Source organism: Streptosporangium sandarakinum, from assembly GCF_050942225.1.
Taxonomy (GTDB): Bacteria; Actinomycetota; Actinomycetes; order Streptosporangiales; family Streptosporangiaceae; genus Streptosporangium; species Streptosporangium nondiastaticum.
On sequence record NZ_CP192034.1, the window covers coordinates 1,158,517 to 1,181,520 of the forward strand.

Sequence of the window (23,004 nt, forward strand, 5' to 3'; positions counted from 1 at the left end):
TCGGGCACCCGTCCTGACCGGAGATGCCGCCTCCCGGGCAGATCGCCACGAGCATCTCTCCGATCAGTAATGTTCCCGGGTTTCCGGACATGGATGGACGACCGTTGATCCATGTGAGGAGGCCGGATGGGACCGAATTCCCATAACCGGTTCGTGCAGATATACGAACATGCCTATCGCCCCATATTGGGCTATGTCCTGCGCCGGTGTGCGGATCCTGAGGACGCGGCGGACGTGGTCGCCGAGACCTTCGCGACGGCATGGCGGCGAATCGATGAGATCCCGCCGGGGGACGAGGCCAGACTCTGGCTGTACGGCGTCGCCCGTAACACCCTCGCCAACCATCTTCGCGGCGAACGGAGGCATGAGCAGCGCGCCGCCGCGCTGCGCGAGCAGATCATCGCCTCCCTGGCTCTGAGCGGCCCTCCGCCGGCTGAGTACACGCAGCTCGGCCGGGTCTTCAGGGCTCTGTCCGACGACGACAGGGAACTGCTCTCACTGGTCGCCTGGGAGAAGCTCGACACCGAGCAGATGGCACGCACGCTCGGGATCACCCGCAACGCCGTACGTGTCCGCCTGTATCGCGCGCGCAAGCGGTTCGCGCGTGCCCTGGCCGCCGCGGGCATCGACCTTCCGCTCCTTGAGAGGACTGCGCAATGAACCTGAACGATCTCGCCAGGGTGCACGACGACGAACTGGGCGGCGAGCCCGCCGGGCAGGTGTCCGGAGCGGTCGCCCAGGCGCTGCTCGCCTCGATCACATCCGAACCATCAGGCTCGATCACATCCGAACCATCAGGCTCGATCACGTCCGAACCATCAGGGCGGAACGAGAAGTCCCGCACCAGGAAGCTGCGCGGGCCGGTGCCGTGGCTGGCGTCGGCGGCGACCCTGGCTGCGGCCACGGCCCTGGTGGTCGCTCTGGTGACCGTGCCGGAGGGGCAGGAGCCGGTCCCTTCGCCGGTCGCGACCTCACCCGGCGAACAGGCGTCGGCGCGTCACATTCTGCTCGCCGCCGCGACCGCGGCGGCCAAGGCCCCCGCGTCGGGTTCGTACTGGCGCACCACCACGATCAACGGCATGGACGCGGTATCGCCTGACCATGGCTACGTCATCAGGCGGACCAGTTCCAGGGATCAGTGGCTGGCGCGCCGTCCCGGGGAACAGAGCTGGTGGATCGACCAGTACCTCGGCGCGAAGCCGCTCACCCGCCAGGACCAGGAAGCCTGGCGCAGGGCGGGCTCGCCGACCCGGTGGACCTTCCCCATCGACACGACCGGATACGTCGGCGTCGACTCGGGAGAAGTGGTGCGGGCCGGCACGGAGGAGAAGAAGGCTGCGCGCCTGCTCGGCAAGTGGAAGAACTCGGGTGGGCCACTCGTGAAGGAGCTCATCAGCTGGGAGGAGATCCGCCGTATCCCGTCCGGCGACCGAGAGCTCCGCGCCTACCTCGAACGGCGTGTCACCGCCGAGGTCGAGGGCGACGACGGCCAGGATCCGCAATGGCGGGAGTCGGCCGTCAGCGGGGCCTGCATGGAGATCGTCTTCGGCCTGCCCGTCTCGCCCGCCGTCCGCGCCTCCGCCTACCGCATCCTGGCCGGCATGCCCCAGATGAAGTCGCTGGGCAGGGTGAAGGATCCGCTGGGCCGCATGGGCGAGGCCATCGGCTACCAGGTGAACCCGCGGCACAGGGAGGCGACCTACGATGTCGTGCACATCATCGATCCCTTGACCGGTCTGCCCCTCGCGCGGTCGTCCACGACCACCGTCAAGCTCGCCGGCGGCCGTACCGCGAAGGCCACCAGCTTCGTCGCCTACCAGCAGATGGGCTGGACCGACGCGGAGCCGCCGCTGCCCTCCGGGCGCGACTGATCCCATACCCCTGTGACGGGACCCGTCCACCGCCTGAGCGGATCTCCGCCGGGGCGGGGGCCCACGGGACAGAACCCGGACCCCGGATCCTCGCCGTGGCGGGACCGGCGGGCCGGGATCCGGCTCAGGGGGCGGGCGATGCGAACCGGGGCCGGCGCCCGGTCCGTGGACGACACGGACAGGGACCGGCGGCCGGTCAGGGGGCGATCGGCAGCCGGAGTTCGCCGGGCTGGACGAACGGGAGTTTCTTCTCCATCGCCCGCTCCAGGCGCTGCACGCACTCGTTCTGCGCGGCGACGGTGCCCGCGCCCGTGCGGCAGTCGGTGTAGGCGGCCAGCTCGTCGCGGAAGTAGAACTGCGTGGCCGCCAGCGCCAGTGCCAGCAGCAGCGCCAGGGCCGACACGACCATCCCGACCACGCCGGTGCCCGCGGGCCTGGTCTCCGACCGGAGGGTCCGGACCGCGCGGATCGAGACCACGAGGGCGATGACCGACATGACGATTCCCGCGAGGGGGAGCAGAATCGTCAGGATCACCGCGGCGACCGCGAGCCAGAGTGCCCGCCGTCCCGCCCCCTCCGTCGGACGTGCCTTGACCGGTGTCGTCACCTGACCTCCTTGCATAGCGGCTGCGGACAGGCAGATACCCTTGCAGCGGCGTGAATCCCCGTCCGAATGGAGTGTGTCGGTGTCATCCCAGGCCGTTCGGCTTGTGGTTCTCGTGTCCGGTTCTGGAACCAACCTACAGGCCCTTCTGGACGCCGCGGCCGATCCGGCGTACGGCGCCGAGGTCGTCGCCGTGGGCGCCGACCGCGACGGGATCGAGGGGCTGGCCCGCGCGGAGCGGGCGGGCGTCCCGACCTTCGTCGAGAAACTGGCCGATCACCCCACGCGCGACGACTGGGACCGCGCCCTCGCCGGCCGGATCGCCGGTCACCGTCCCGATCTCGTGGTCTGCGCCGGGTTCATGAAGATCCTCGGCACGCCGACGCTCTCGGCCTTCCCCGTGCTCAACACCCACCCCGCCCTGCTGCCGGCCTTCCCGGGCGCGCACGGCGTCCGCGACGCCCTGGCGTACGGCGTGCGGGTCACCGGCTGCACCGTGATGCTCGCCGACGCCGGCGTCGACACCGGGCCGATCATCGCCCAGGAGGCCGTGCCCGTGCTGGACGGCGACGACGAGGCGGCCCTGCACGAGCGCATCAAGACCGTCGAGCGCGGCCTGCTCGTCGGCGTCGTCGGCCGGATGGCCCGCGAGGGATGGACCATCACCGGCAGGAACTTTCGCTTCGGACGTGCCGGCCGGTGAGCCGGACGCGCCGGAAGAGGACGACCCGGCACATGAGCCGGGCGCCCCGGACAAGACCGGAATCGATCAGGAGGACCAGGAAGTGAGCCGCATCGCCATCCGGCGCGCGTTGATCGCCGTTTATGACAAGAGCGGGCTGGAGGAGCTGGCTCGGGAGCTCGACGCCGCTGGGGTGGAGATCGTCTCCACCGGCGGCACCGCCGCCAGAATCGCCTCGTTCGGCGTTCCCGTCACCCCGGTCGAGACGCTGACCGGCTTCCCCGAGTGCCTCGACGGCCGGGTCAAGACCCTCCACCCGCGCGTGCACGCGGGCCTGCTGGCCGACGGCGGCAACCCCGCCCACGTCAAGCAGCTGGAGGAGCTGGAGATCGATCCGTTCCAGCTGGTGGTGGTCAACCTCTACCCGTTCCAGGAGACGGTCGCCTCCGGCGCGTCCGACGCCGAGTGCGTGGAGCAGATCGACATCGGCGGCCCCGCGATGATCCGCGCCGCGGCCAAGAACCACGGCACCGTCGCCGTCGTGGTCGATCCGGGCGCCTACGGCGACGTGCTCGCCGCGGTGGCCGAGGGGGGCTTCACCGTGACCGAGCGCCGCCGGCTCGCCGCGGCCGCCTACGCCCACACCGCCGCCTACGACACCGCGGTCGCCTCCTGGTTCTCCGACGTCTACGCGGCGGAGGACGGCGCCTGGCCGCGCTACATGGGCGCCGCCTGGACGCTCAGGACGCCGCTGCGCTACGGCGAGAACCCGCACCAGGGCGCGGCGCTGTACTCCGGCGGGCGGGACGGCCTGGCCAACGCCGAGCAGCTGCACGGCAAGGAGATGTCCTACAACAACTACCTCGACGCCGACGCCGCCTGGCGGGCGGCCTGGGACTTCGCCGAGCCCGCCGTGGCGATCATCAAGCACCAGAACCCCTGCGGCATCGCGGTCGGCGCCGATGTCGCCGAGGCGCACCGCAAGGCCCACGCCTGCGACCCGGTCTCCGCCTACGGCGGCGTGATCGCGGTCAACGGCGAGGTCACCGAGGAGCTGGCCGGGCAGATCGCCGAGGTGTTCACCGAGGTCGTGGTCGCGCCGTCGTTCAGCGCCGGGGCGCTGGAGACGCTCACCCGCAAGAAGAACATCCGGCTGCTCGCCTGTCCGGAGGGGCCGGGCAACCGTACGGAGTTCCGCCGCATCGACGGCGGCCTGCTGGTGCAGACCGCCGACCGGGTGGACGCCCCCGGCGACGACCCCGCCGCCTGGGAGCTGAAGGCCGGCCCCGCGGCCTCCCCGGAGGTCCTCGCCGACCTGGCCTTCGCCTGGAAGGCGTGCCGCTCGGTGAAGTCCAACGCGATCCTGCTCGCCGCGGACGGCGCCAGCGTCGGCGTCGGCATGGGCCAGGTCAACCGGGTGGACTCGGCGCAGCTCGCCGTCAACCGGGCCGGTGACCGGGCCCGCGGCTCGGTGGCGGCCTCCGACGCGTTCTTCCCGTTCGCGGACGGCCCCGCGGTGCTCATCGAGGCCGGGGTGCGGGCCATCGTGGAGCCCGGCGGGTCGATCAGGGACGACGAGGTGATCGCCGCGGCCCAGGCCGCCGGGGTCACCCTCTACTTCACCGGGACCCGTCACTTCTTCCACTGACGTCTCCGCCCGCCGCGCCGTACGGCCCCGTGTTCCGCCCGGGGTCGTACGGCGTCCGGGCGGCGCCCATACGGCGCCCATACGGTGCTCATGCGGTGCTCATGCGGTGCTCGTGCGCGGGCGTCGCGGCTGGGACGGCCGGGCACCGGAGACAAGGAAGTGGCCAAGAAGACAGAAACTTCTGGTCAAAACAGGTTTAGGGCGCGGCTAATGTGAAGCGATTCGTGTCGCCTGCGCGTGGAGATCGCTCATGTCGCTGCTTGCCGTCATCCTGAACGCTTTTGTGATCATGAGCGGACTCTGGCAGAGCCCCTGGCTCCTGCTGATCGTCGCCGCCGGTGCCGCGTACCTGGGGGCGAAGATCGTGGAGGTCATCCCCTTCACCCGCCGGATCATCGAGCGCCGGGAGCGGGCGGCCGACGACCTCACCTGAGGCGGGGCCGCGCGCCGCCTCGTGGAAGGATGGGGCCCATGAGCGCGCGGACTATGGACGGCAAGGCCACGGCGGCGAAGATCAAGGCGGACCTCGCGCGGCGGGTGGCCGCGCTGCGGGAGCGGGGCGTCGTCCCCGGTCTCGGCACGGTCCTCGTCGGCGACGACCCGGGCAGCCAGATCTACGTCGCGGGCAAGCACCGCGACTGCGCCGAGGTCGGCATCGCGTCCATCCGCAGGGACCTGCCGGCGACCGCCACGCAGGCCGAGGTCGAGGCCGTCGTCGACGAGCTCAACGCCTCCCCGGAGTGCACCGGCTACATCGTCCAGCTCCCGCTGCCGCGCCACCTCGACACCATGGCGCTGATCGAGCGGATGGACCCGGCCAAGGACGCCGACGGCCTGCACCCGATCAACCTCGGCCGCCTGGTCCACACGGTGGACGCGCCGCTGCCGTGCACCCCGCACGGCATCGTCCTGCTCCTGCAGGAGTACGGCGTGCCGACCAAGGGCGCCGAGGTGGTGGTGGTCGGCCGCGGCATCACCGTGGGCCGCTCACTCGGCCTGCTGCTGACCCGCCGGACGGAGAACGCCACCGTCACCCTCTGCCACACCGGCACCCAGGACCTGGCGGCCCACACCCGGCGCGCCGACATCGTCGTCGCCGCGGCGGGCGTGCCGCACCTGATCACCGCCGACATGGTCAAGCCCGGCGCCGCCGTGCTCGACGTCGGCGTCTCCCGCGTCGACGGGAGGATCGCCGGTGACGTCGCCCCCGACGTCGCCGACGTCGCGGGCTTCCTCACCCCCAACCCCGGCGGGGTGGGGCCGATGACCCGGGCCCTGCTGCTCAGCAACGTGGTCGAGGCCGCCGAGAGGCAGGTCGCCGCGGGCTGAGCCGGGCTCAGGACGCGCGGCGCCCACCGGGGGTGCCCGCGGCCTGCGACTCCACCGCGCCGCCCGAACGCTGGGGCGGCACCACGGGGGTCGGCCTGACCAGCCCCAGGGCGACGACCTCGTTGGCCAGCCTGGTGCGCCGGTTGGTCCCCTCCGGGATGCGGAACTTCTGGTAGAGGCGCAGGAGGTGCTGCTTGACCGCCGCCTCCGTCACCACCAGGTCGTCGGCGATCTCCCGCGCGGTGGCCGGCGCGACGAACGCCTCGTCGGAGAGCGCCGGGCGGCACAGCGACGTCAGCACGTCGACCTCCCGCCTGGTCAGCTCCGGGGCCGCGGTTTTGCGGAGCTCGACCTCCGGGACGAAGTCCTCGCGCGGTACCCCGCCGATCCGGCCGCGCGCGGCGCCGAAGGAGACGACGTCGCCGTCGTCGAGGACCCTCCGGGCGATCGGCCTGCCGTTCACCCGCGTGCCGTTGCGGGACAGGCCCAGGTCAACGACGTACAGGTAGGGTCCGCGCCGGACGAATTCCGCGTGCAGCCGGGACACGCTCGGATCGGTGAGCCGGATGTCTACTCCCCGGCCACGTCCGATGGTCGTGATCTCGGGGCGCAACGGGACCACCTCGCCTGTGTCCTCGATGCGTATGAACGGCCCCTCCACGGCAGTTCCTCCCCAGGTAGCCCGCCGTAACTATTCCTACAGCCTCGGCTTACCCAAACGAGGTGATGGGGAATCTCCTTTGCCAGAAGGAGAATCGGCTTTGAAATTCGTCTTGCCCTCCTGAGAGGGTTTCCCCTGCTCACAGGTAGACTCCGTACAAGATAAGCGGAGGAAACACTTATGGCGGACAAGCCCACCAAAGGCCTCGCCGATGTCGTGGCCGCCTCCACGGCGATCAGTGACATCGACGGTCAGGCCGGTCGCCTCTTCTACCGTGGCTATGACATCCACGACCTGGCCGGCCGCACCACCTTCGAGGAGACCGCCCATCTCCTGCAGTACGGCAGGCTCCCGAACGCCGGGGAGCTCGCGGCCTACGGTGCGGAGCTCGCCGGGAGCCGGAGCCTGGGCGAACTCGCCGAGTCGTGCCTCCCGCGGGTCGCCGGGCGCCAGTCGCCGATGGAGGCGCTGCGCACGCTGGTCTCGCTGGCCGGCGGCGACGACCCCGACAAGGACTCCAACGCCCCCGAGGCCAACCTGCGCAAGGCGGCCCGGCTGACCGCGCGGCAACCGGTGCTGGTGGCCCGCTACCACGCCGAAAGGACGGGCGCCGACCTCCCCGAGCCCGATCCCGAGCTGGGGATCGCGGCCAACTTCCTGCTGCAGATCACCGGCCGCGTCCCCGACCGGCGCGCGGTGGAGATCTTCGACACCTGCCTGGTGCTGCACGCCGACCACACGATGAACGCCTCGACGTTCGCCGCCCGCGTCTGCGCCGCGACCCTGTCGGACATGCACTCGGCCATCGTGGCGGCCATCGGCACCCTCAAGGGCCCGCTGCACGGCGGCGCCAACGAGCAGGTCATGCGCACCCTCCAGGCCCTCGACCCGTCCGGGGTCGCGCGGGCCGTACGGGAGAGGCTCGCCGCGGGCGAGAAGATCATGGGATTCGGGCACCGGGTCTACAAGACCGAGGACCCCCGCGCCACGCACCTGCGCCGGATGTCGCGGGAGCTGGCGGAGGCGTCCGGCGACGACACCCTGTACCGCATGTCGAAGGAGATGGAGGAGGTCGTCTTCGAGACGAAGGGCCTCTATCCCAACGTCGATTTCTACGCCGCCACCGTCTACCACTACCTTGGCATACCGACCGACCTGTTCACCCCGGTCTTCTCGGTCAGCCGCATGTCGGGATGGACGGCGCACGTCATCGAGCAGCACTCCGACAACCGTCTCATCCGCCCCGACAGCGAGTACGTCGGCGAGCGCGACCAGAAGTGGAAGCCGATAGGCGAGCGGTGAGCCGGACGCACATGACGACGAACGAACCGGCCGCCCCCGGACAGGGCGGCGGCCACGGGGGCGAGCGATGAGCCGAAGCAGACCGCGGCAGGAGCGGTGGGGGCCCTACCCGATCGTCCTGCTGGGCGCCGTCCTGGCCGTGGCGTCCACGGCCGTGGTCGGCGACCCCCGATGGGGCGGGTTCGCCCTCGGTGTGATCATGGTGCTGGCCGCCCTCGTCCGGCTCTCGGGCGGCGGCGGCATCCTGGCCGTGCGCCGCAGGGCGACCGACACCCTCACCCTCGCCGTATTCGGCGTCGCCCTGATGGGCGGCGCCGTGGCGCTCGCCTGGACGGAGCTCACCTCGCGATGAGCGCGGAAGCGGCGGTGCCCGAGCGACGGGCGGAGCGCGGGGCGTTCCCGCCCGTCCGATAGCCTCAACGGCCAGTGAGCCTCAAAAGGACTTCTGGCCCGTGATCAGTTCAGAAGGGGAACCACACGCATGCCCAAGATCAAGGTAGAGGGTCCGGTCGTCGAGCTTGACGGCGACGAGATGACCCGGATCATCTGGCAGTTCATCAAGGACCAGCTGATCCTTCCCTACCTCGACGTCGACCTGAAGTACTACGACCTCGGGATCGAGCACCGCGACGCCACCGACGACCAGGTGACGATCGACGCGGCGAACGCGATCAAGCAGTACGGCGTCGGCGTCAAGTGCGCCACCATCACGCCGGACGAGGCCCGGGTCGAGGAGTTCGGCCTGAAGAAGATGTGGAAGTCCCCGAACGGGACCATCCGCAACATCCTCGGCGGAGTCATCTTCCGCGAGCCCATCATCATGTCCAACGTGCCGAGGCTCGTCCCCGGCTGGACCAAGCCGATCGTCGTCGGCCGTCACGCGTTCGGCGACCAGTACCGCGCCACCGACCTGAAGGTCCCGGGCGAGGGCACGCTGACCCTCACCTTCACGCCGAAGGACGGCTCGGAGCCGATCGAGCTGGACGTGTACGACTTCCCCGGCCCCGGCGTCGCGATGGCGATGTACAACCTGGACGAGTCGATCCGCGACTTCGCCCGCGCCTCCATGCGGTACGGCCTGTCCCGCAACTACCCGGTCTACCTGTCGACGAAGAACACCATCATGAAGGCCTACGACGGCCGCTTCAAGGACATCTTCGCCGAGGTCTTCGAGACCGAGTTCAAGGCCGACTTCGAGGCCGCCGGCCTGACCTACGAGCACCGCCTGATCGACGACATGGTCGCGTCGGCGCTCAAGTGGGAGGGCGGCTACGTCTGGGCCTGCAAGAACTACGACGGCGACGTCCAGTCCGACACCGTCGCGCAGGGCTTCGGCTCGCTGGGCCTGATGACGTCGGTGCTGATGACCCCCGACGGCCGCACCGTCGAGGCCGAGGCGGCCCACGGCACCGTGACCCGCCACTACCGCCAGCACCAGCAGGGCAAGCCCACCTCCACGAACCCGATCGCCTCGATCTTCGCGTGGACCCGGGGCCTGGCCCACCGCGGCAAGCTCGACAACACCCCCGCGGTCATCGAGTTCGCCGAGAAGCTGGAGCAGGTCTGCATCGAGACCGTCGAGGGCGGCCAGATGACCAAGGACCTCGCCCTCCTCGTCGGCGGCGACGCCAAGTGGCTGACCACCCAGGACTTCCTGGCGGCCCTGGACGAGAACCTCAAGAAGAAGATGGCCGCGTAAGGACGCGCCGGGATCCGTCAGGATCCGTCGGGATCCGTCCAGGGCCCTTCCCGGATGCGGAGGGGCGCGGAACCACGGAGAGGGCCGCCCCCGCGGGGGCGGCCCTTCTGCGTCTCCCGGCCTTCCAGAGCCCCGGGACGGCTCCCGGACGGGGAACGCCCGGAGAGGCGCCCGGGGACGCTCAGGGCGCCGTCAGGGCGCCGAACACGATGGGCTCCCCGTCGGGGAGGCCCTCCACCGGCCGGGTCCGGCCGGTGACGGCGTCCACCCGGTAGAAGGCCGTCCGGCCGCCGTCCTTCTCCTTCAGCCTGACGACGACCTCCCGGGTGCCCAGCCAGCCGACGACCTCGGACTCGGCCGGCCGCTTCGCGGCGGGCAGCGGCAGGCGCCTGACCACCTGCCGCGACCCGGCGTCGATGATGTGCAGATCCCCGGCGCCCGCCCGCTCCCCGCCGTCCCCGGCGGCCTTCACCGCCGCCGAGTGCCGGCCGTTGGGGGAGTCGCACCAGACGCGGTAGTTCTGCCGGAGCCACCCGGCCGCCTGGACGGTGGCCGCCCGCCGCCCGTCCGGCAGGGACGCGGACCTACCGGTCGCGAAGTCGGTCCGCAGCCGTCGCCCGCCCAGCTCCACGGTGAACCGCCGGCCGTCCGCCGAGACGCTCACCCGGGTGCCCGCCGCGACGTCGGAGGGCGCCAGCACCGGGGACAGGTACCGCTTGACCCCGGTCCGCAGGTCGTGGGCGACGTACCTGCGCTCGGCGGCGCTGAGATAGGCCACGCGGTGGCCGTCCGGGCTGACGGCCGGCTCCACCCGCAGGCCCTTCTCGCCGCCGCCCGCCAGCTGCTGCGCCGCGTCCCCGACGCGCAGCGTGGACTCGCAGCGGCCGGGCCGCCCGCACGTGGCGGACGCGAGCTCCGAGCGGTCCGCGTCGGACAGCTCCAGCGTCCAGCCGGCGCAGGTGACATCACCCGCGCCGCCCGCCGGTACGGCGCCGCCGGGGCACTTCGCGGGGATGGCGTAGCGGATCGCGAGGGGGGTGCGCGGCGGCTTCCACGGCTCCGGCGTGGGTCCGGGCGTGGGGGCCGCCCGCATGGTGCGCGGGGTGGGCGTGGCCGCCACGCTCTCCCCGGTCGTCGGGGTGGAGTGCCCGCGCAGCGACGAGGTCCACGCCATCCCCGGCGGCAGCAGGACGAAGGCGGCGATCATGCCGATCGGCACCAGGACCGCGGCCATCGCCAGAAGGGCGCCCCGGCTGCGGCGGCGCCGCAGGGCGCGCAGGGCCCGCGTGGTGAGGTCGGGCACCGACGCCTCGCCCGCCTGCGTGGCCAGCCGCTTGGTGAGACGCGCCACGTCACCCTTGGTCAGGGTGTCCACCGCCTCGTCGAGCTCCTTCTCCACGGTCTCCACGGGCAGGCCGAGGAGGTCCGCCATCTCGGCGCGGGACCGGCCGTCGTGCAGGCAGGCGACGACCAGGACGCGCTGCCGGGGTGGGAGCCGTACCAGGGCGGTGTTGCCCGCCGCGCTCGGCTTGCGGAGGAAGCGGCGGTACAGGGTGACCTGGGCGTGCGTGGTGGGGTTCTCCCACGGCGTGGGCGGCCAGGTGAGGCCCACGGTGTGGAAGGACCACAGGGTCAGGCGGATGGCCTGCTCGTGACTGCCGGTCAGGAGGAGTGCCGTGCCGACCAGGGAACGCTGGTCACGCTCGACGAAGTCACGATAACCGATATATCGGCGCATGGGGTTCTCTGCTCCGGCCTTACCTGAGGGGACGGTCAACGGTAGCGATCTAAGCGGTTTCCGCGCCATCTCGGGGCGATATGGCGATCAACGGACGAGTGGTCATGCCCACACCCCCGTCCGGGGCCCGCCCGGGAAAGGGGCGGCGGGGTCCGCGCCGGGAAGGGCGGCGGGGAATCCGAGCTCACTTCGGGGGAGGCCCGGGACACCGTAAAGTTCAGCTGGTCGGGCATTAACGAAATCATGGGGACGGCATGCCGGAGATCGCGCCACTGGAGGCCTGGGAGCCTCGACGGCTCGGTCGGTTCCGTGTCGTCGGCCGCGTCGGCGAGGGCGGCCAGGGGATCGTCTACCTCGGCGAGAGCGAGTCGGGGGAGCGGGCGGCGATCAAGCTCCTGCACGTGAAGTTCTCCGGCGACGCGATCGCGCGGTCCCGGTTCGCCCGGGAGGCGCGCGCCGCGCGGCGGGTCTCCTCGTTCTGCACGGCCGCCGTGATCGAGGTCGACGTCGAGGGCGACACCCCCTACATCGCGAGCGAGTACATCGAGGGCAGGTCGCTGCGGGAGACCGTGGAGAGCGACGGCCCGCTGCGCGGCACCGCGCTGCAGCGGCTGGCGGTCGGCACGGCCACCGCGCTCACCGCGATCCACCACGCGTCGATCGTGCACCGCGACTTCAAGCCGGACAACGTGCTGCTGGCCGCCGACGGGCCGCGCGTGGTCGACTTCGGCATCGCCCGCATCCTCGACTCCACCGGCACGATCACCAGCCGCGCCATCGGCACCCCGGCCTACATGGCGCCCGAGCAGATCTCCGGTGACGACGTCGGCCCGCACAGCGACGTCTTCTCCTGGGGGGCGACGATCGCGTTCGCCGCGACCGGCGAGACGGCCTTCGCCGGGAAGTCGCTCGCCATGGTGCTCAACCGCATCCTGAACCACGAGGTGGACGTCACCGCCATGCCGGAGCCGCTGCGCGGGGTGGTCCGCTCGGCGCTGGCCAAGGCTCCGTCCGCGCGACCCTCGGCCGACCAGATCCTGCTGCGCCTGCTGGGCCGCCCGGAGTCGGGGAACGTCTCCCCGGCCCTGCTCAGCAGCGGCGTGCGGGCCGCCGACCCGGTCTCCGGGCCGCTCCCGGCCACGGGGGCCGGCCCGTCCCCCGCCACGGGTACGGACTCCGGGCCGGGAGCGGCTCCCGGAGCGGACGCCGGCTCCGGCGTCGACGAGTCCACCAGGCCCATGCGGCTGCCCACCCCGGGCGTCACGCCCGTGCCGCCCGCCGCGCCCCGCGGAGCCACGCCCGTGCCGCCCGCCGCGCCGCCGGGCCGGCGGGCCACCGTCCCGTCCGACTCCGCCACGGGGCCGCCTCCCATACCCGGACCCGGTCCCGGCCTTGGCCCCGGACCCGCCGTCGTTCCCGCTCCCGGTTCGGACTCCGGAGCCGGAGCCGGAATCGGAACCGGAGCCGGCGTCCCGGTTCCGGGCTCCGGCGGGTCCGGGCGGCCGTCCGGGCGGCGCCGGGTCGTCATCGCCGTCCTCGCCCTGGTCGTCCTGCTGGGCGGGGGCGCGCTCGCCGCGACCGCCGCCGGCTGGCGCCCCTGGGCCGCCTTCCGGACCGGGCCCGTACCCTCGTCGTCCCCGTCGCCGACGAAGTTCGCCTCGGTGGCCGACAAGGCGGCCCGGACCCGCAGGCTCTCCGTGGGGCTGCGCGACTACCTGCCGGGCATCGCGCTGAACAGCGGCGGCGGGTGGAGCGGTTTCGAGGTGGACCTCGCCGTCGAGATCGCCAGGGCGCTGGGGGTGCCCCGGGGGAACATCGAGTTCCGGGCCACGAGCCGGCAGGAGCGGCCGGCCCTGCTGGCCTCCGGCGCCCTCGACCTCGTCATCTCGACCTATCCGATCACCCCGGGCGACGACGTCACGTTCGCCGGGCCCTACTACGTCGCCCACACGGACGTGCTGGTCAAGGACTCCTCCCCGATCACCTCGGCGGCCGGTCTGGAGGGCGGGCGGCTGTGCGGACCCGATGGCGCCGCGGCCGAGCGGGTGCGCAAGGAGGCGGGCCGGCTCACGGTCGTCCCCGCCCAGAACTACACCGAGTGCGTGAACATGCTCGCCACCGGAAAGGTCGACGGGATCGCGGGCGACGACCTGGTGCTGGCCGGGTTCGCCGCCCGGGAGGGCGTCCGCTACCGGGTGCTCGGCCTGCGGCTCACCGACGAGCGCTACGCCGTGGCCATGCGCAGGGGCGACGTGCGCACCTGCGAGGCCGTACGGGGGGTGGTCGCCGACCTGTACGGCAACGGCACGATCGGCAAGCTGCTCGACCGGCACCTCTCCCGGGTGAGGTTCCCCACCCGGGAGCGCAGCATCCCCGCCATGGCCGCCTGCCGCTGACCCTCGCTCGTCACTCCCCGCCGGGCGGGTCCCCGGCGGCGCGCTCGATCTCCGCCGCGGTCTCCTCGGCCCAGTCGCGCACCACCCGGGTCTGGCGGATGCCCAGCTCCAGGGCGTGCTCCCCGAAACCGGGCCGCTTCCACGACGCCTTCGCCGCCATGAGCGCCTCCAGTTCGGCCAGCCGGGCGGTGTAGACCTCCGCCTCGGCGCGGAGCCGCGCGGCGGCCTCGTGCGGCTCCAGCGTGGGCAGCAGGAACGCCCGCAGCGCGCCCTCGCTGCGGATCGACCGCGTCGGAGTCCCCTCCAGGAGCCACTCGCGCAGCTCCCGGCGGCCCTCGGCGGTGATCGTGTAGGTCTTGCGGCCCCGCGGGCCCTCCTCCTCAACCGTGACGAGCCCGTCGGCCGCCATCTTGTTCAACTCCGGATAGATCTGGCTGTGCCGGGCCTGCCAGGCGTGGTTGATCGAGCTCTCGAACCGTTTCGCCAGGTCGTAGCCGCTCGAAGGGCCGGAGGTGGTCAGCAGGCCGAGGAGGGCGATCCGGAGTGACATGCCCTCATCATACTTAAGAGTTGACATGTAAAAAGTGACATATAAATATCGACGTGTGTCTTCTGACGTGTCCCCATCCCCGCCCCAGGCCCCCTCGGCCCCCTCGGCCCCCTCGGTCACCACCGCGACGGCCCCTCCGGCCTCGCCCGCCCCGGGCCGCTCCGGGAACGGCCTGCTGCTGGTCGCCGTGCTCGGCGGCATGTTCCTCGCGATGCTGGACCAGACGATCGTCGGCACCGCGCTGCCCCGGATCGTCCAGGACCTCGGCGGCGGCGACCTGTACACCTGGGTCGTCACGGCCTACCTGCTGACCGCCACGATCACCGTCCCGCTGTACGGCGGGCTCTCCGACACCTACGGCCGCAAGCCGCTGCTGCTCACCGGCATCGGGCTGTTCCTGCTCGGTTCCGTCCTGTGCGGCCTCGCCCAGGACATGGGTCAGCTCATCGCCTTCCGCGGGTTGCAGGGGCTCGGCGCCGGGGCGCTGCTGCCGCTCTCCCTGGCCCTGGTCGCCGACCTGTTCCCGCCGGAGAAGAGCGGCCGGGTGCAGGGCGCGCTGGGCGGGGTCATGGCGCTGAGCTACGTCGCCGGGCCGTTCCTCGGCGGACTGTTCACCGACCACACCGGCTGGCGCTGGGCCTTCCTGGTCAACCTCCCCGTCGGCCTGGGCGTCGCCGCGATCATCGTCGCCAGGCTGCCCCGGGTCGCCGGGCAGGGGCGCGGCGTCCGCCCGGACTACCTGGGCATCGCGGTGTTCAGCGCGGCGATCGGCGCGCTGCTGGTCGGCCTCACCGAGAAGGGCGCGGACGGCCACACCTGGACCAGCGGGCCCGTGCTGTGGCCGATCGTCGCGTCCGTCCTGCTCCTGGTCGTGTTCGTCCTCGTCGAGCGCCGCGCGGCTCAGCCGATCGTCCCCCTGGCGCTGTTCCGGGTGCGGACCTACACGCTGGCCAACGCCGCCTCGTTCGCCACCGCGTTCTGCCTCTACGCCGCCGTCGTGTTCCTGCCGCGCTACTTCCAGGAGGCCCTGGGGGTCAGCGCCACCGAGTCGGGCGTGCGGGTCTACCCGCTCATGCTCGGCATGGTCGCCGGCAGCGTGGTCACCGGCGCCCTGATGACGAGGACCCGCCGGTACAAGCCGTGGCTGCTGGCGGGCGCCGTCCTGATCGCCCTGGGCGCCCTGCTCTGCGGCGGGCTGACGCCCGCCACTTCCGCCCTGACGCTGGCCTGCTGGATGGGCCTGCTGGGCCTGGGCATGGGGCCCATGCTGTCGGGCCTGACCGTGGCGGTCCAGATGTCGGTCCCGCCGCGTTTCATCGGCACCGCCACCGCGAACCTGACCTTCTTCCGGCAGATCGGCGGCGCCGTCGCGCTGGCCCTGGCCGGGACCCTCTACACCGCCGTGTTCGCCGCGGAGGCTCCGGTCGGCGGGACGGCCGCCGCGCACGCCGCGGCCACCGCGAGCGTGATCCCCTGGCTCGCCGCCGGCGGGTCGGCCGTGGCGCTCGCCGCGCTGGCCGCGCTGCCCGGGGGCCGTATCCGGATGGGTGCCTCAGGGCCGGGAACACTCGACGGGTAACATCCGAGCGTCACAGTTCATCCTCGAGTGGGGGAAGGTCATGGCCCAGACTCCCGTAAAGGTCACCGTCACCGGCGCCGCCGGTCAGATCGGCTACGCGCTGCTGTTCCGCATCGCGTCGGGCCAGTTGCTGGGCGCCGACGTCCCGGTCACGCTGAGCCTGCTGGAGGTCCCGCAGGCGGTCAAGGCGGCCGAGGGCACCGCGATGGAGCTCGACGACTGCGCGTTCCCGCTGCTGCGCGGCATCGAGATCACCGACGACCCGAACGTCGCGTTCAACGGCGCCAACGTCGCGCTGCTGGTCGGCGCCATGCCGCGCAAGGCGGGCATGGAGCGGGGTGACCTGCTGGAGGCCAACGGCGGCATCTTCGGCCCGCAGGGCAAGGCCATCAACGACCACGCCGCCGACGACATCCGCGTGCTGGTGGTGGGCAACCCGGCCAACACCAACGCGCTCATCGCCCAGCAGCACGCCCCGGACGTCCCGGCCGAGCGCTTCACCGCGATGACCCGCCTCGACCACAACCGCGCGCTGTCGCAGCTCGCCGCCAAGCTCGGGGTCGCGGTCGCCGACATCAAGAAGATGACCATCTGGGGCAACCACTCCGCCACCCAGTACCCCGACCTGTTCCACACCGAGGTCGGCGGCAAGATCGCCGCTGAGCAGGTGGACGAGTCGTGGCTGCGTGACACGTTCATCCCGACCGTCGCCAAGCGCGGCGCGGCGATCATCGACGCCCGTGGCGCCTCCTCCGCCGCCTCGGCCGCCAACGCCGCGATCGACCACGTCCACGACTGGGTCAACGGCACCGAGTGGACCTCCGCCGCGATCGTCTCCGACGGCTCGTACGGCGTGCCCGAGGGCCTCATCTCCTCCTTCCCCGTCGCCTCGCGCGGCGGCCGGTGGGAGATCATCCAGGGCCTGGAGATCGACGCCTTCTCCCGCGAGCGCATCGACGCCTCGGTGCGCGAGCTGGAGGAGGAGCGCGACGCCGTCCGCAAGCTCGGCCTCATCTGAGCCGCGCGACCACCTCGCCGGGCCGTACCCGGCGAAGCCCGTGAAAGGGGTCCCGGCCGTCCGGGGCCCCTTTCGCTTTCCCGCGATCGCGACGGTACGGCGGTTCCGTGCCGGACCGGGCCCGTGACGTGCCGAAATCCGTCCCGGCGGCGTGTCATTCCCGCGGGAAGGCGGCACACCGGCGTTAAATGATCATTGATGCTCGGGGGATCGGTGGTCATGGCGCGTGGTACGGCGGGGGTCGTCGCGGGATTCATCAGTCTTGCCCTGCTGGGGGCGTGGGGAATGACACCGTCGTCGCCCCGCCAGGAGAAGAAGACGATCGGGGCGGACATGTCCGTCCGGCTGGTGTCGTCGCCCAAACCGGCGCAGCCCGGCCAGATCCTGATCTACCGGGCCGAGGTGCGCAACAACGGCCCCGAGGACGCGGTGCTGCCCCTGCTGACCGTGCGCCTGCCCCGGGGGGTGGACGTCCTGCGCGTCGACGTGGCCGAGTGCCGGCCCGGGGCCACCGCCCGGGAGGTGGTCTGCCCCTCCCAGCGCGACGTCCTGGCCGGCGAGACCGGCGGCGTGACCGTCAGCGGCCTGGTCCGTCCGGGCGCCGGCGGCCCGCTGACGGCCACCGCGACGCTCTCCTCCGAGGTCGTGGACGCCAACGAGGCCGACAACGTCGCCCGGGCGGTCACCCCGGTGGACGAGGGCGCCGACCTCGCGGTGCGGCTGTCGGGCGAGCGGCGGGCCGGACGGCGGGTCACCATGGGCGCGGTGGTCCGCAACCGGGGGCCCCGGACGGTCCGCGACGCCACGGTCTTCTTCGACACCGGCGCGGCTCGCCTGCTGTCGGTGCGGGGCGCGCGCTGCCACCCCTCCGAGGGGCACGTCGGCTGCCGGCTGGGTGCGGTCGCCTCGGGCGAACGGGTGGGCCTGCGGCTCGCCCTGCGCGCCGCGGGGCGGGCGCCGCGGGCCAGGGCGACGGTCTACTCCCCGCACGTGGGCGACCGCCGTCCCGCCAACAACATCGCCCGCATCGACCTTCGCTAGGGCCCGTGCCGGGGGACGCCGGGCGGCCGACGGCATCGGCCGCCCGCCGGGCGCGCCCGGCATGCCGTACGGAGTGGCCGGCGTGGCCGGCGTGGCCGGCGGTCGCCCGCCGGACGCGTTCGGCCCGCCGTACGGGGTCGTCAGCGGGGCAGGGCGGCCCAGGCGTCGGCGACGATCTCGGGGAGGGTCGTGCGCTCCGGCTTCCACCCCAGTTCGCGCTGGATCCTCGCGGAGGAGGCGACCAGCACGGCCGGGTCCCCGGGCCGGCGCTCACGGACGACCGCCGGGATCGGGTGGCCGGTGACCTCGCGGCAGACCTCGATGACCTCCCGCACCGAGAAGCCGGTGCCGCTGCCCAGGTTGTAGACCTTGTGCTCGCCCGGCGCGCAGGCGTCCAGCGCCAGCAGGTGCGCCCGCGCGAGGTCGGCCACGTGGATGTAGTCGCGCACGCATGTCCCGTCGGCGGTGGGGTAGTCCGTGCCGAACACGTCGACCGACTCGCGCCCGCCAAGCGCGACGGCGAGAACGTTAGGGATCAGGTGGGTCTCCACGGTGTGCCGCTCGCGATAGGAGCGACCGTCGCGGGCGGTGTGGGCGCCGCCCACGTTGAAGTAGCGCAGGCTGACCGCGGCCAGGCCGTACACCCCGGCGAAGGCGGTCAGCGCGGTGTCCACCGCGAGCTTGGAGGCGCCGTAGGGGTTCGTGGGCCGGGTCGGGTCGCTCTCCTCGATCGGGGAGCGCTCGGGCTCGCCGTACACGGCGGCGGTGGAGGAGAAGACGATCCGGCCGACCCCGGCGGCGCGCATCGCGTCCAGCAGGGCCAGGGTGCCGCCGAGGTTGTGGTTCCAGTAGAGGGTGGGCTCGCGCACCGACTCGCCCACCAGGGACCTGGCCGCGAAGTGCAGCACGCCGTCCATGCCCGCCAGCGCGTCCGCCGCGTCGGTGATCGAGCCCTCGACGAAGCGCGCGCCCGCCGGAACCGCGTCGGCGTGCCCGGTGGAGAGGTCGTCGAGAACGGTGACCTGGTGGCCCGCCTCGACGAGCTGGGCCGCCACGACGCTTCCGATGTATCCGGCCCCCCCGGTGACCAGCAGCTTCACAGACCCTCCTGTTTGGTGGTGTTTGTAATTGTTTATTTATGTATGCCTGACGCCAGCATATGCTGTCACATCAAATATCGGGCACAGTCGAAACGGGCGACGGTCATGATGGAGACGTACTCATGAACGGCGTCGTGGCGAACATCGCCCTGGTGCTGCTCTTCATACTGATCGGCGGCTTCTTCGCGGCCGCCGAGATGGCCATGGTCTCCCTCCGGGAGAGCCAGGTGCGCAGACTCGGCTCCCGGGGGCGCAGGGGGGCGCGGGCGGCCCGGCTGGCCCGCGATCCCAACCGCTTCCTGTCGGCCGTGCAGATCGGCGTGACCGTGGCGACCATGCTGTCGGCGGCGTTCGGCGCCGACACCCTCGCCCGGGGACTGGTCCCGACGGTGGCCGGCTGGGGGGTGCCCGCGACCGTCGCCGCCCCGCTGTCCCTGGTGCTGGTCACGCTCGCCATCTCCTACTTCTCCCTGGTGCTGGGCGAGCTCGCGCCCAAGCGGCTCGCCCTGCAGCGCGCCGAGGGCATCTCGCTGCTGGTCGCGCCGTTCCTGGACCGCATGGCCGCGCTGTCGCGGCCGGTCATCTGGGCGCTGTCGAAGTCCACCGACGGCGTGGTCAAGCTGCTCGGCGGCAACCCCGAGGAGGACCGGGAGGCGATCACCACCGAGGAGCTGCGCGACATGGTGGTCGGCCACCAGGAGCTCACCGCGGACGAGCGCCACCTGATCGCGGAGGTCTTCGCCGCCGGCAAGCGGCAGCTCCGCGAGGTGATGCTGCCCCGCACCGAGGTGGAGTTCATGTCGGCCGACACCCGGCTGGCCGAGGCCGCCGTCCTGGCCGCCGCGATGCCGCACTCCCGCTTCCCCGTCTACCGCGACTCCTATGACGACATCGTGGGGTTCGTCCACATACGCGACCTGCTCGACCCCGTGCTGACCGGGTCGATCGAGCCGATCAGCGAGCTGGTGCCGATCCGCCCGGTCAAGCTGGTGCCCACCACCAAGCGGCTGATGGCCACCCTGTCGGAGATGCGCCGCGAGGGCCACCACCTGGCCATCGTGGTCGACGAGTACGGCGGGACCGCCGGCATCGTCACGATGGAGGATCTGGTCGAGGAGCTCATCGGCGACATCCGCGACGAGCACGACGTGGAGGACAAGCCAGTCGTGCTGCCGGCCGGGGAGGTCGAGCTGGACGGCCTGGCCAACCTCGACGTGGTGGCCGCCGAGACCGGGATCCGCCTGCCGGACGGCCCCTACGAGACCCTCGGCGGGTTCGTCATGGCGACCCTGGGTCATCTTCCGGCGATGGGGGAGCGGGTGGAGATCCCCGGGTTCGAGCTGTCGGTCACCGGCATGGACGGCCGCAGGGTCTCGCGGGTCCGCGTCAAGCGCCGCCTCCCTCCGGCGGAGCCGGCGGGAGCGGCCGGACCGGCGGGAGCGGCCGGGTCGGCGGGGGCGGTGGAGGCACCGACCACTCCCGACAGCTGACAGAATTGCATGCTATGGCCAGTCCTCGTGTCCTGTCCGGTATCCAGCCCACCGCCGACTCCTTCCACCTGGGCAACTACCTGGGTGCGGTGCGGCAGTACGTCGCCATGCAGGAGGGCTACGACGCCTTCTACTGCGTCGTCGACCTGCACGCGATCACGGTGGAGCACCAGCCGGAGGTCCTGCGCAGGCGCTCCCGCGTCGCCGCCGCCCAGCTCTTCGCCGCCGGCCTGGACCCCGAGCGCTCCACCGTCTTCGTCCAGAGCCACGTCCGCGAGCACACCGAGCTGGCCTGGGTGCTGATCTGCCTCACCGGCATGGGCGAGGCCGCCCGGATGACCCAGTTCAAGGACAAGTCGGCCCGGTACGGCGAGAGCTCGGCCGGGGTCGGCCTGTTCACCTACCCGATCCTGCAGGCCGCCGACATCCTGCTCTACCAGGCCGACCAGGTCCCGGTCGGGGCCGACCAGAAGCAGCACCTGGAGCTCACCCGCGACCTCGCGCAGCGCTTCAACCACCGCTTCGGCGAGACGTTCACGATGCCCGCGGCGCACATCGTCAAGGGCGTCGAGAAGATCACGGACCTCCAGGACCCCACGGCCAAGATGTCCAAGTCCTCCTCCTCGCCCACCGGCATCCTCGACCTGCTGGAGCAGCCCTCCACGCTCCGCAAGAAGGTCATGCGGGCGGTCACCGACACCGGTTCGGAGGTCGTCGCCGACGAGGAGAACAAGCCCGGCGTCACCAACCTGCTGCGGATCCAGTCCGCGCTGACCGGCACGCCGATCCCCGAGCTGGAGGCCCGGTACGCCGGGCAGGGCTACGGCACCTTCAAGAAGGACGTCGCCGAGGCCGTCATGGAGACCTTCACGCCGATCCGGGAGCGGACCGAGAAGCTGCTCGCCGACGAGACCGAGCTCGACCGGATGCTCGCGACCGGCGCCGCCCGCGCCCGCGCCGTGGCCGCCGAGACGATGGCGAAGGTCCGCGACCGCGTCGGTTTCCTGCCCTCCCTCTGACCGCCTCCCCGCCCCCTCCCGGATCGTCGCCGGACGCGGGGGAACCCCGGGCGCGGCGCTCCCGCGCCCGGGACGGAACCCCCGTACGGTGACCCGGGCGGGACGCCCGCGCCGGGCGGTGCGTCCGCGCGCTGCGCCGCGATGATCCGGGTAGGGAGAGCACGTGAAGAGCGTGCAGGAGCGGATCCGGGTGATCCGCGAGCGGGGCCGGGGCGTCATCGAGGACAACCGGATCAGGTGGCCCTGGGTCGATCACCTCATCCGGAGCGTGCAGCGCTACCAGGTCCAGTCCGGCGACCGGCTGGCCGGGGCGGTGACCTATTTCGCGTTCCTGTCGTTCTTCCCGATCATCGCGCTGGCCTTCGCGGTCTTCGGCTACTTCCTGACGCTGGACGTCAACGCCACCGTGGCCCTGCAGAAGGCCATCGACGCCTACCTCCCCGGCCTGTCGTCGAGGCTTCCGATCAAGCAGATCGCCGACTCGCGGGCCAGCGCCGGGATCATCGGCCTCATCGGCCTGCTCTACGCCGGGCTCGGCGCGATCGACGCGCTGCGCGGCGCGCTCCGCCAGGTCTCCATGACCACCGAGCCGCCGCTGAACTTCCTGCTGGCCAAGCTCCGCGACCTGGCCGCCTTCGTGCTGATCGGCATCACCGCGATCACCTCGGTGCTGGTCGGCGGCTTCGCCACCCAGGCGGGCGGGACGGTGGCCGGGTGGCTGGGGCTGGAAAGCTCGCCGGTCGGCTGGACGGCGGTCCGGCTCGCGGGCCTCGCGGTCAGCCTGCTGGCCGACGTCGTCCTCTTCCTGATCATCCTGCGCTGGGTGGGCCGCTCCCGGCAGCCGGCGAAGGCGCTGCTGCGCGGCGCGTTGCTGGGCGCGATCGGTCTCGGCCTGCTCAAGCAGCTCGCCACCTTCATCCTGGCCCGGACGCTGAACAACCCCATCTACGGGGTGTTCGCGGTGATGGTGGGGCTGCTGGTGTGGATCAACCTGTCGGCCAGGGTGATCCTCTTCGCGGCGGCGTGGACGGAGACCGCCATGTTCGGCCCGCCGCCCGAGCCGACGCCCGTCCCGTCCGGCGCCCTGCCGTCCGGCGCCCTGCCCGGTGCCGATCAGCCCGGTGGTGATCGGCCCGGTGGTGATCGGTCCGGCGACGAACGGTCCGGCGACGAACGGCCTGACGGCGAACGGCCCGGCGAGGACCCGCGGGGCCGGGCCTGACGGGCGCCGGCGCCCCCTACCGGCCCCGATCCCGTCCCGGCCGGCCTCGGTCCGC

General features: G+C 72.3%; 21 protein-coding genes. 16 read left to right on the plus strand and 5 right to left on the minus strand.

Features of this window, described 5'->3' with window-relative positions; genetic code table 11:
* The first annotated feature begins 126 nt into the window (after positions 1-126).
* Both ACQP10_RS05630 and ACQP10_RS05635 read left to right on the plus strand, forming a co-directional pair.
* Complete coding sequence (locus tag ACQP10_RS05630; protein ID WP_433540990.1) at positions 127-660, plus strand: RNA polymerase sigma factor; 534 nt, start codon at positions 127-129, stop codon at positions 658-660.
* Entirely contained in the window at positions 657-1,871 is a 1,215-nt protein-coding gene (locus tag ACQP10_RS05635; protein WP_433540991.1) for a CU044_5270 family protein, read from the plus strand. Before ACQP10_RS05630 ends, ACQP10_RS05635 begins: the two co-directional genes overlap by 4 nt.
* Positions 1,872-2,067: 196 nt before the next feature.
* Here the strand turns inward: ACQP10_RS05635 and ACQP10_RS05640 are convergent, their stop codons facing one another.
* Positions 2,068-2,478, minus strand: coding sequence for a hypothetical protein (locus tag ACQP10_RS05640; protein WP_179819566.1), 411 nt, complete (start codon positions 2,476-2,478; stop codon positions 2,068-2,070).
* A 112-nt stretch (positions 2,479-2,590) separates the two neighbouring features.
* Here ACQP10_RS05640 and purN point away from each other — a divergent pair, with 112 nt between their 5' ends.
* From purN to ACQP10_RS05660, 4 genes are all read left to right on the plus strand, one after another.
* On the plus strand, positions 2,591-3,178 hold the full coding sequence (gene purN / locus ACQP10_RS05645; RefSeq protein ID WP_376770471.1) for a phosphoribosylglycinamide formyltransferase: 588 nt from the start codon (positions 2,591-2,593) through the stop codon (positions 3,176-3,178).
* 82 nt (positions 3,179-3,260) lie between these two features.
* Positions 3,261-4,805 (plus strand): bifunctional phosphoribosylaminoimidazolecarboxamide formyltransferase/IMP cyclohydrolase, encoded by a 1,545-nt coding sequence (purH, locus tag ACQP10_RS05650; protein ID WP_433540992.1) that lies wholly within the window; start codon positions 3,261-3,263, stop codon positions 4,803-4,805.
* A gap of 250 nt (positions 4,806-5,055) precedes the next feature.
* Positions 5,056-5,238, plus strand: a complete 183-nt coding sequence (locus ACQP10_RS05655) for a hypothetical protein (RefSeq protein ID WP_179819563.1) — start codon at positions 5,056-5,058, stop codon at positions 5,236-5,238.
* 38 nt (positions 5,239-5,276) lie between these two features.
* Positions 5,277-6,134 (plus strand): bifunctional methylenetetrahydrofolate dehydrogenase/methenyltetrahydrofolate cyclohydrolase, encoded by an 858-nt coding sequence (locus ACQP10_RS05660; protein ID WP_179819562.1) that lies wholly within the window; start codon positions 5,277-5,279, stop codon positions 6,132-6,134.
* Positions 6,135-6,141: 7 nt separating this feature from the next.
* Here ACQP10_RS05660 and ACQP10_RS05665 read toward each other — a convergent pair whose 3' ends face one another.
* Complete coding sequence (locus ACQP10_RS05665) at positions 6,142-6,795, minus strand: FHA domain-containing protein (RefSeq protein WP_433540993.1); 654 nt, start codon at positions 6,793-6,795, stop codon at positions 6,142-6,144.
* Positions 6,796-6,975: 180 nt separating this feature from the next.
* On the opposite strand from ACQP10_RS05665, the gene ACQP10_RS05670 reads away from it, so the two are divergent.
* The 3 genes from ACQP10_RS05670 to ACQP10_RS05680 all read left to right on the plus strand — a co-directional run bounded on the left by ACQP10_RS05670 (position 6,976) and on the right by ACQP10_RS05680 (position 9,796).
* Complete coding sequence (locus ACQP10_RS05670; RefSeq protein WP_179819560.1) at positions 6,976-8,097, plus strand: citrate/2-methylcitrate synthase; 1,122 nt, start codon at positions 6,976-6,978, stop codon at positions 8,095-8,097.
* 67 nt (positions 8,098-8,164) lie between these two features.
* On the plus strand, positions 8,165-8,449 hold the full coding sequence (locus tag ACQP10_RS05675) for a DUF3017 domain-containing protein (RefSeq protein ID WP_179819559.1): 285 nt from the start codon (positions 8,165-8,167) through the stop codon (positions 8,447-8,449).
* Positions 8,450-8,578: 129 nt separating this feature from the next.
* Entirely contained in the window at positions 8,579-9,796 is a 1,218-nt protein-coding gene (locus tag ACQP10_RS05680) for an NADP-dependent isocitrate dehydrogenase (RefSeq protein ID WP_179819558.1), read from the plus strand.
* 181 nt (positions 9,797-9,977) lie between these two features.
* Here the strand turns inward: ACQP10_RS05680 and ACQP10_RS05685 are convergent, their stop codons facing one another.
* Positions 9,978-11,534, minus strand: coding sequence for a sigma factor-like helix-turn-helix DNA-binding protein (locus tag ACQP10_RS05685; protein WP_346021813.1), 1,557 nt, complete (start codon positions 11,532-11,534; stop codon positions 9,978-9,980).
* A gap of 254 nt (positions 11,535-11,788) precedes the next feature.
* Here ACQP10_RS05685 and ACQP10_RS05690 point away from each other — a divergent pair, with 254 nt between their 5' ends.
* A complete protein-coding gene (locus ACQP10_RS05690; RefSeq protein WP_433540994.1) occupies positions 11,789-13,930 on the plus strand; it encodes a serine/threonine-protein kinase in 2,142 nt (713 codons plus the stop codon).
* 10 nt (positions 13,931-13,940) lie between these two features.
* On the opposite strand, the gene ACQP10_RS05695 is transcribed toward ACQP10_RS05690, so the two are convergent.
* A complete protein-coding gene (locus ACQP10_RS05695; RefSeq protein WP_433540995.1) occupies positions 13,941-14,480 on the minus strand; it encodes a helix-turn-helix transcriptional regulator in 540 nt (179 codons plus the stop codon).
* A gap of 55 nt (positions 14,481-14,535) precedes the next feature.
* Between ACQP10_RS05695 and ACQP10_RS05700 the strand changes: the two genes are divergently transcribed.
* The 3 genes from ACQP10_RS05700 (at position 14,536) to ACQP10_RS05710 (ending at position 18,118) form a co-directional block, all read left to right on the plus strand.
* The gene (locus ACQP10_RS05700; RefSeq protein WP_433540996.1) at positions 14,536-16,059 is read left to right on the plus strand and encodes an MDR family MFS transporter; all 1,524 of its coding nucleotides are present in this window, start codon (positions 14,536-14,538) and stop codon (positions 16,057-16,059) included.
* Positions 16,060-16,099: 40 nt separating this feature from the next.
* Positions 16,100-17,077 (plus strand): malate dehydrogenase, encoded by a 978-nt coding sequence (locus ACQP10_RS05705; protein WP_346021816.1) that lies wholly within the window; start codon positions 16,100-16,102, stop codon positions 17,075-17,077.
* Positions 17,078-17,275: 198 nt separating this feature from the next.
* Entirely contained in the window at positions 17,276-18,118 is an 843-nt protein-coding gene (locus ACQP10_RS05710) for a hypothetical protein (RefSeq protein ID WP_346021817.1), read from the plus strand.
* A gap of 140 nt (positions 18,119-18,258) precedes the next feature.
* Here ACQP10_RS05710 and galE read toward each other — a convergent pair whose 3' ends face one another.
* Positions 18,259-19,218 (minus strand): UDP-glucose 4-epimerase GalE, encoded by a 960-nt coding sequence (gene galE / locus ACQP10_RS05715; RefSeq protein ID WP_386149088.1) that lies wholly within the window; start codon positions 19,216-19,218, stop codon positions 18,259-18,261.
* Positions 19,219-19,340: 122 nt separating this feature from the next.
* Here galE and ACQP10_RS05720 point away from each other — a divergent pair, with 122 nt between their 5' ends.
* The 3 genes from ACQP10_RS05720 to ACQP10_RS05730 all read left to right on the plus strand — a co-directional run bounded on the left by ACQP10_RS05720 (position 19,341) and on the right by ACQP10_RS05730 (position 22,949).
* Complete coding sequence (locus ACQP10_RS05720; RefSeq protein ID WP_433540997.1) at positions 19,341-20,708, plus strand: hemolysin family protein; 1,368 nt, start codon at positions 19,341-19,343, stop codon at positions 20,706-20,708.
* A gap of 14 nt (positions 20,709-20,722) precedes the next feature.
* Positions 20,723-21,727 (plus strand): tryptophan--tRNA ligase, encoded by a 1,005-nt coding sequence (trpS, locus tag ACQP10_RS05725; RefSeq protein WP_346021819.1) that lies wholly within the window; start codon positions 20,723-20,725, stop codon positions 21,725-21,727.
* Positions 21,728-21,890: 163 nt separating this feature from the next.
* Positions 21,891-22,949, plus strand: a complete 1,059-nt coding sequence (locus tag ACQP10_RS05730) for a YihY/virulence factor BrkB family protein (RefSeq protein ID WP_433540998.1) — start codon at positions 21,891-21,893, stop codon at positions 22,947-22,949.
* Positions 22,950-23,004: the final 55 nt, after the last annotated feature.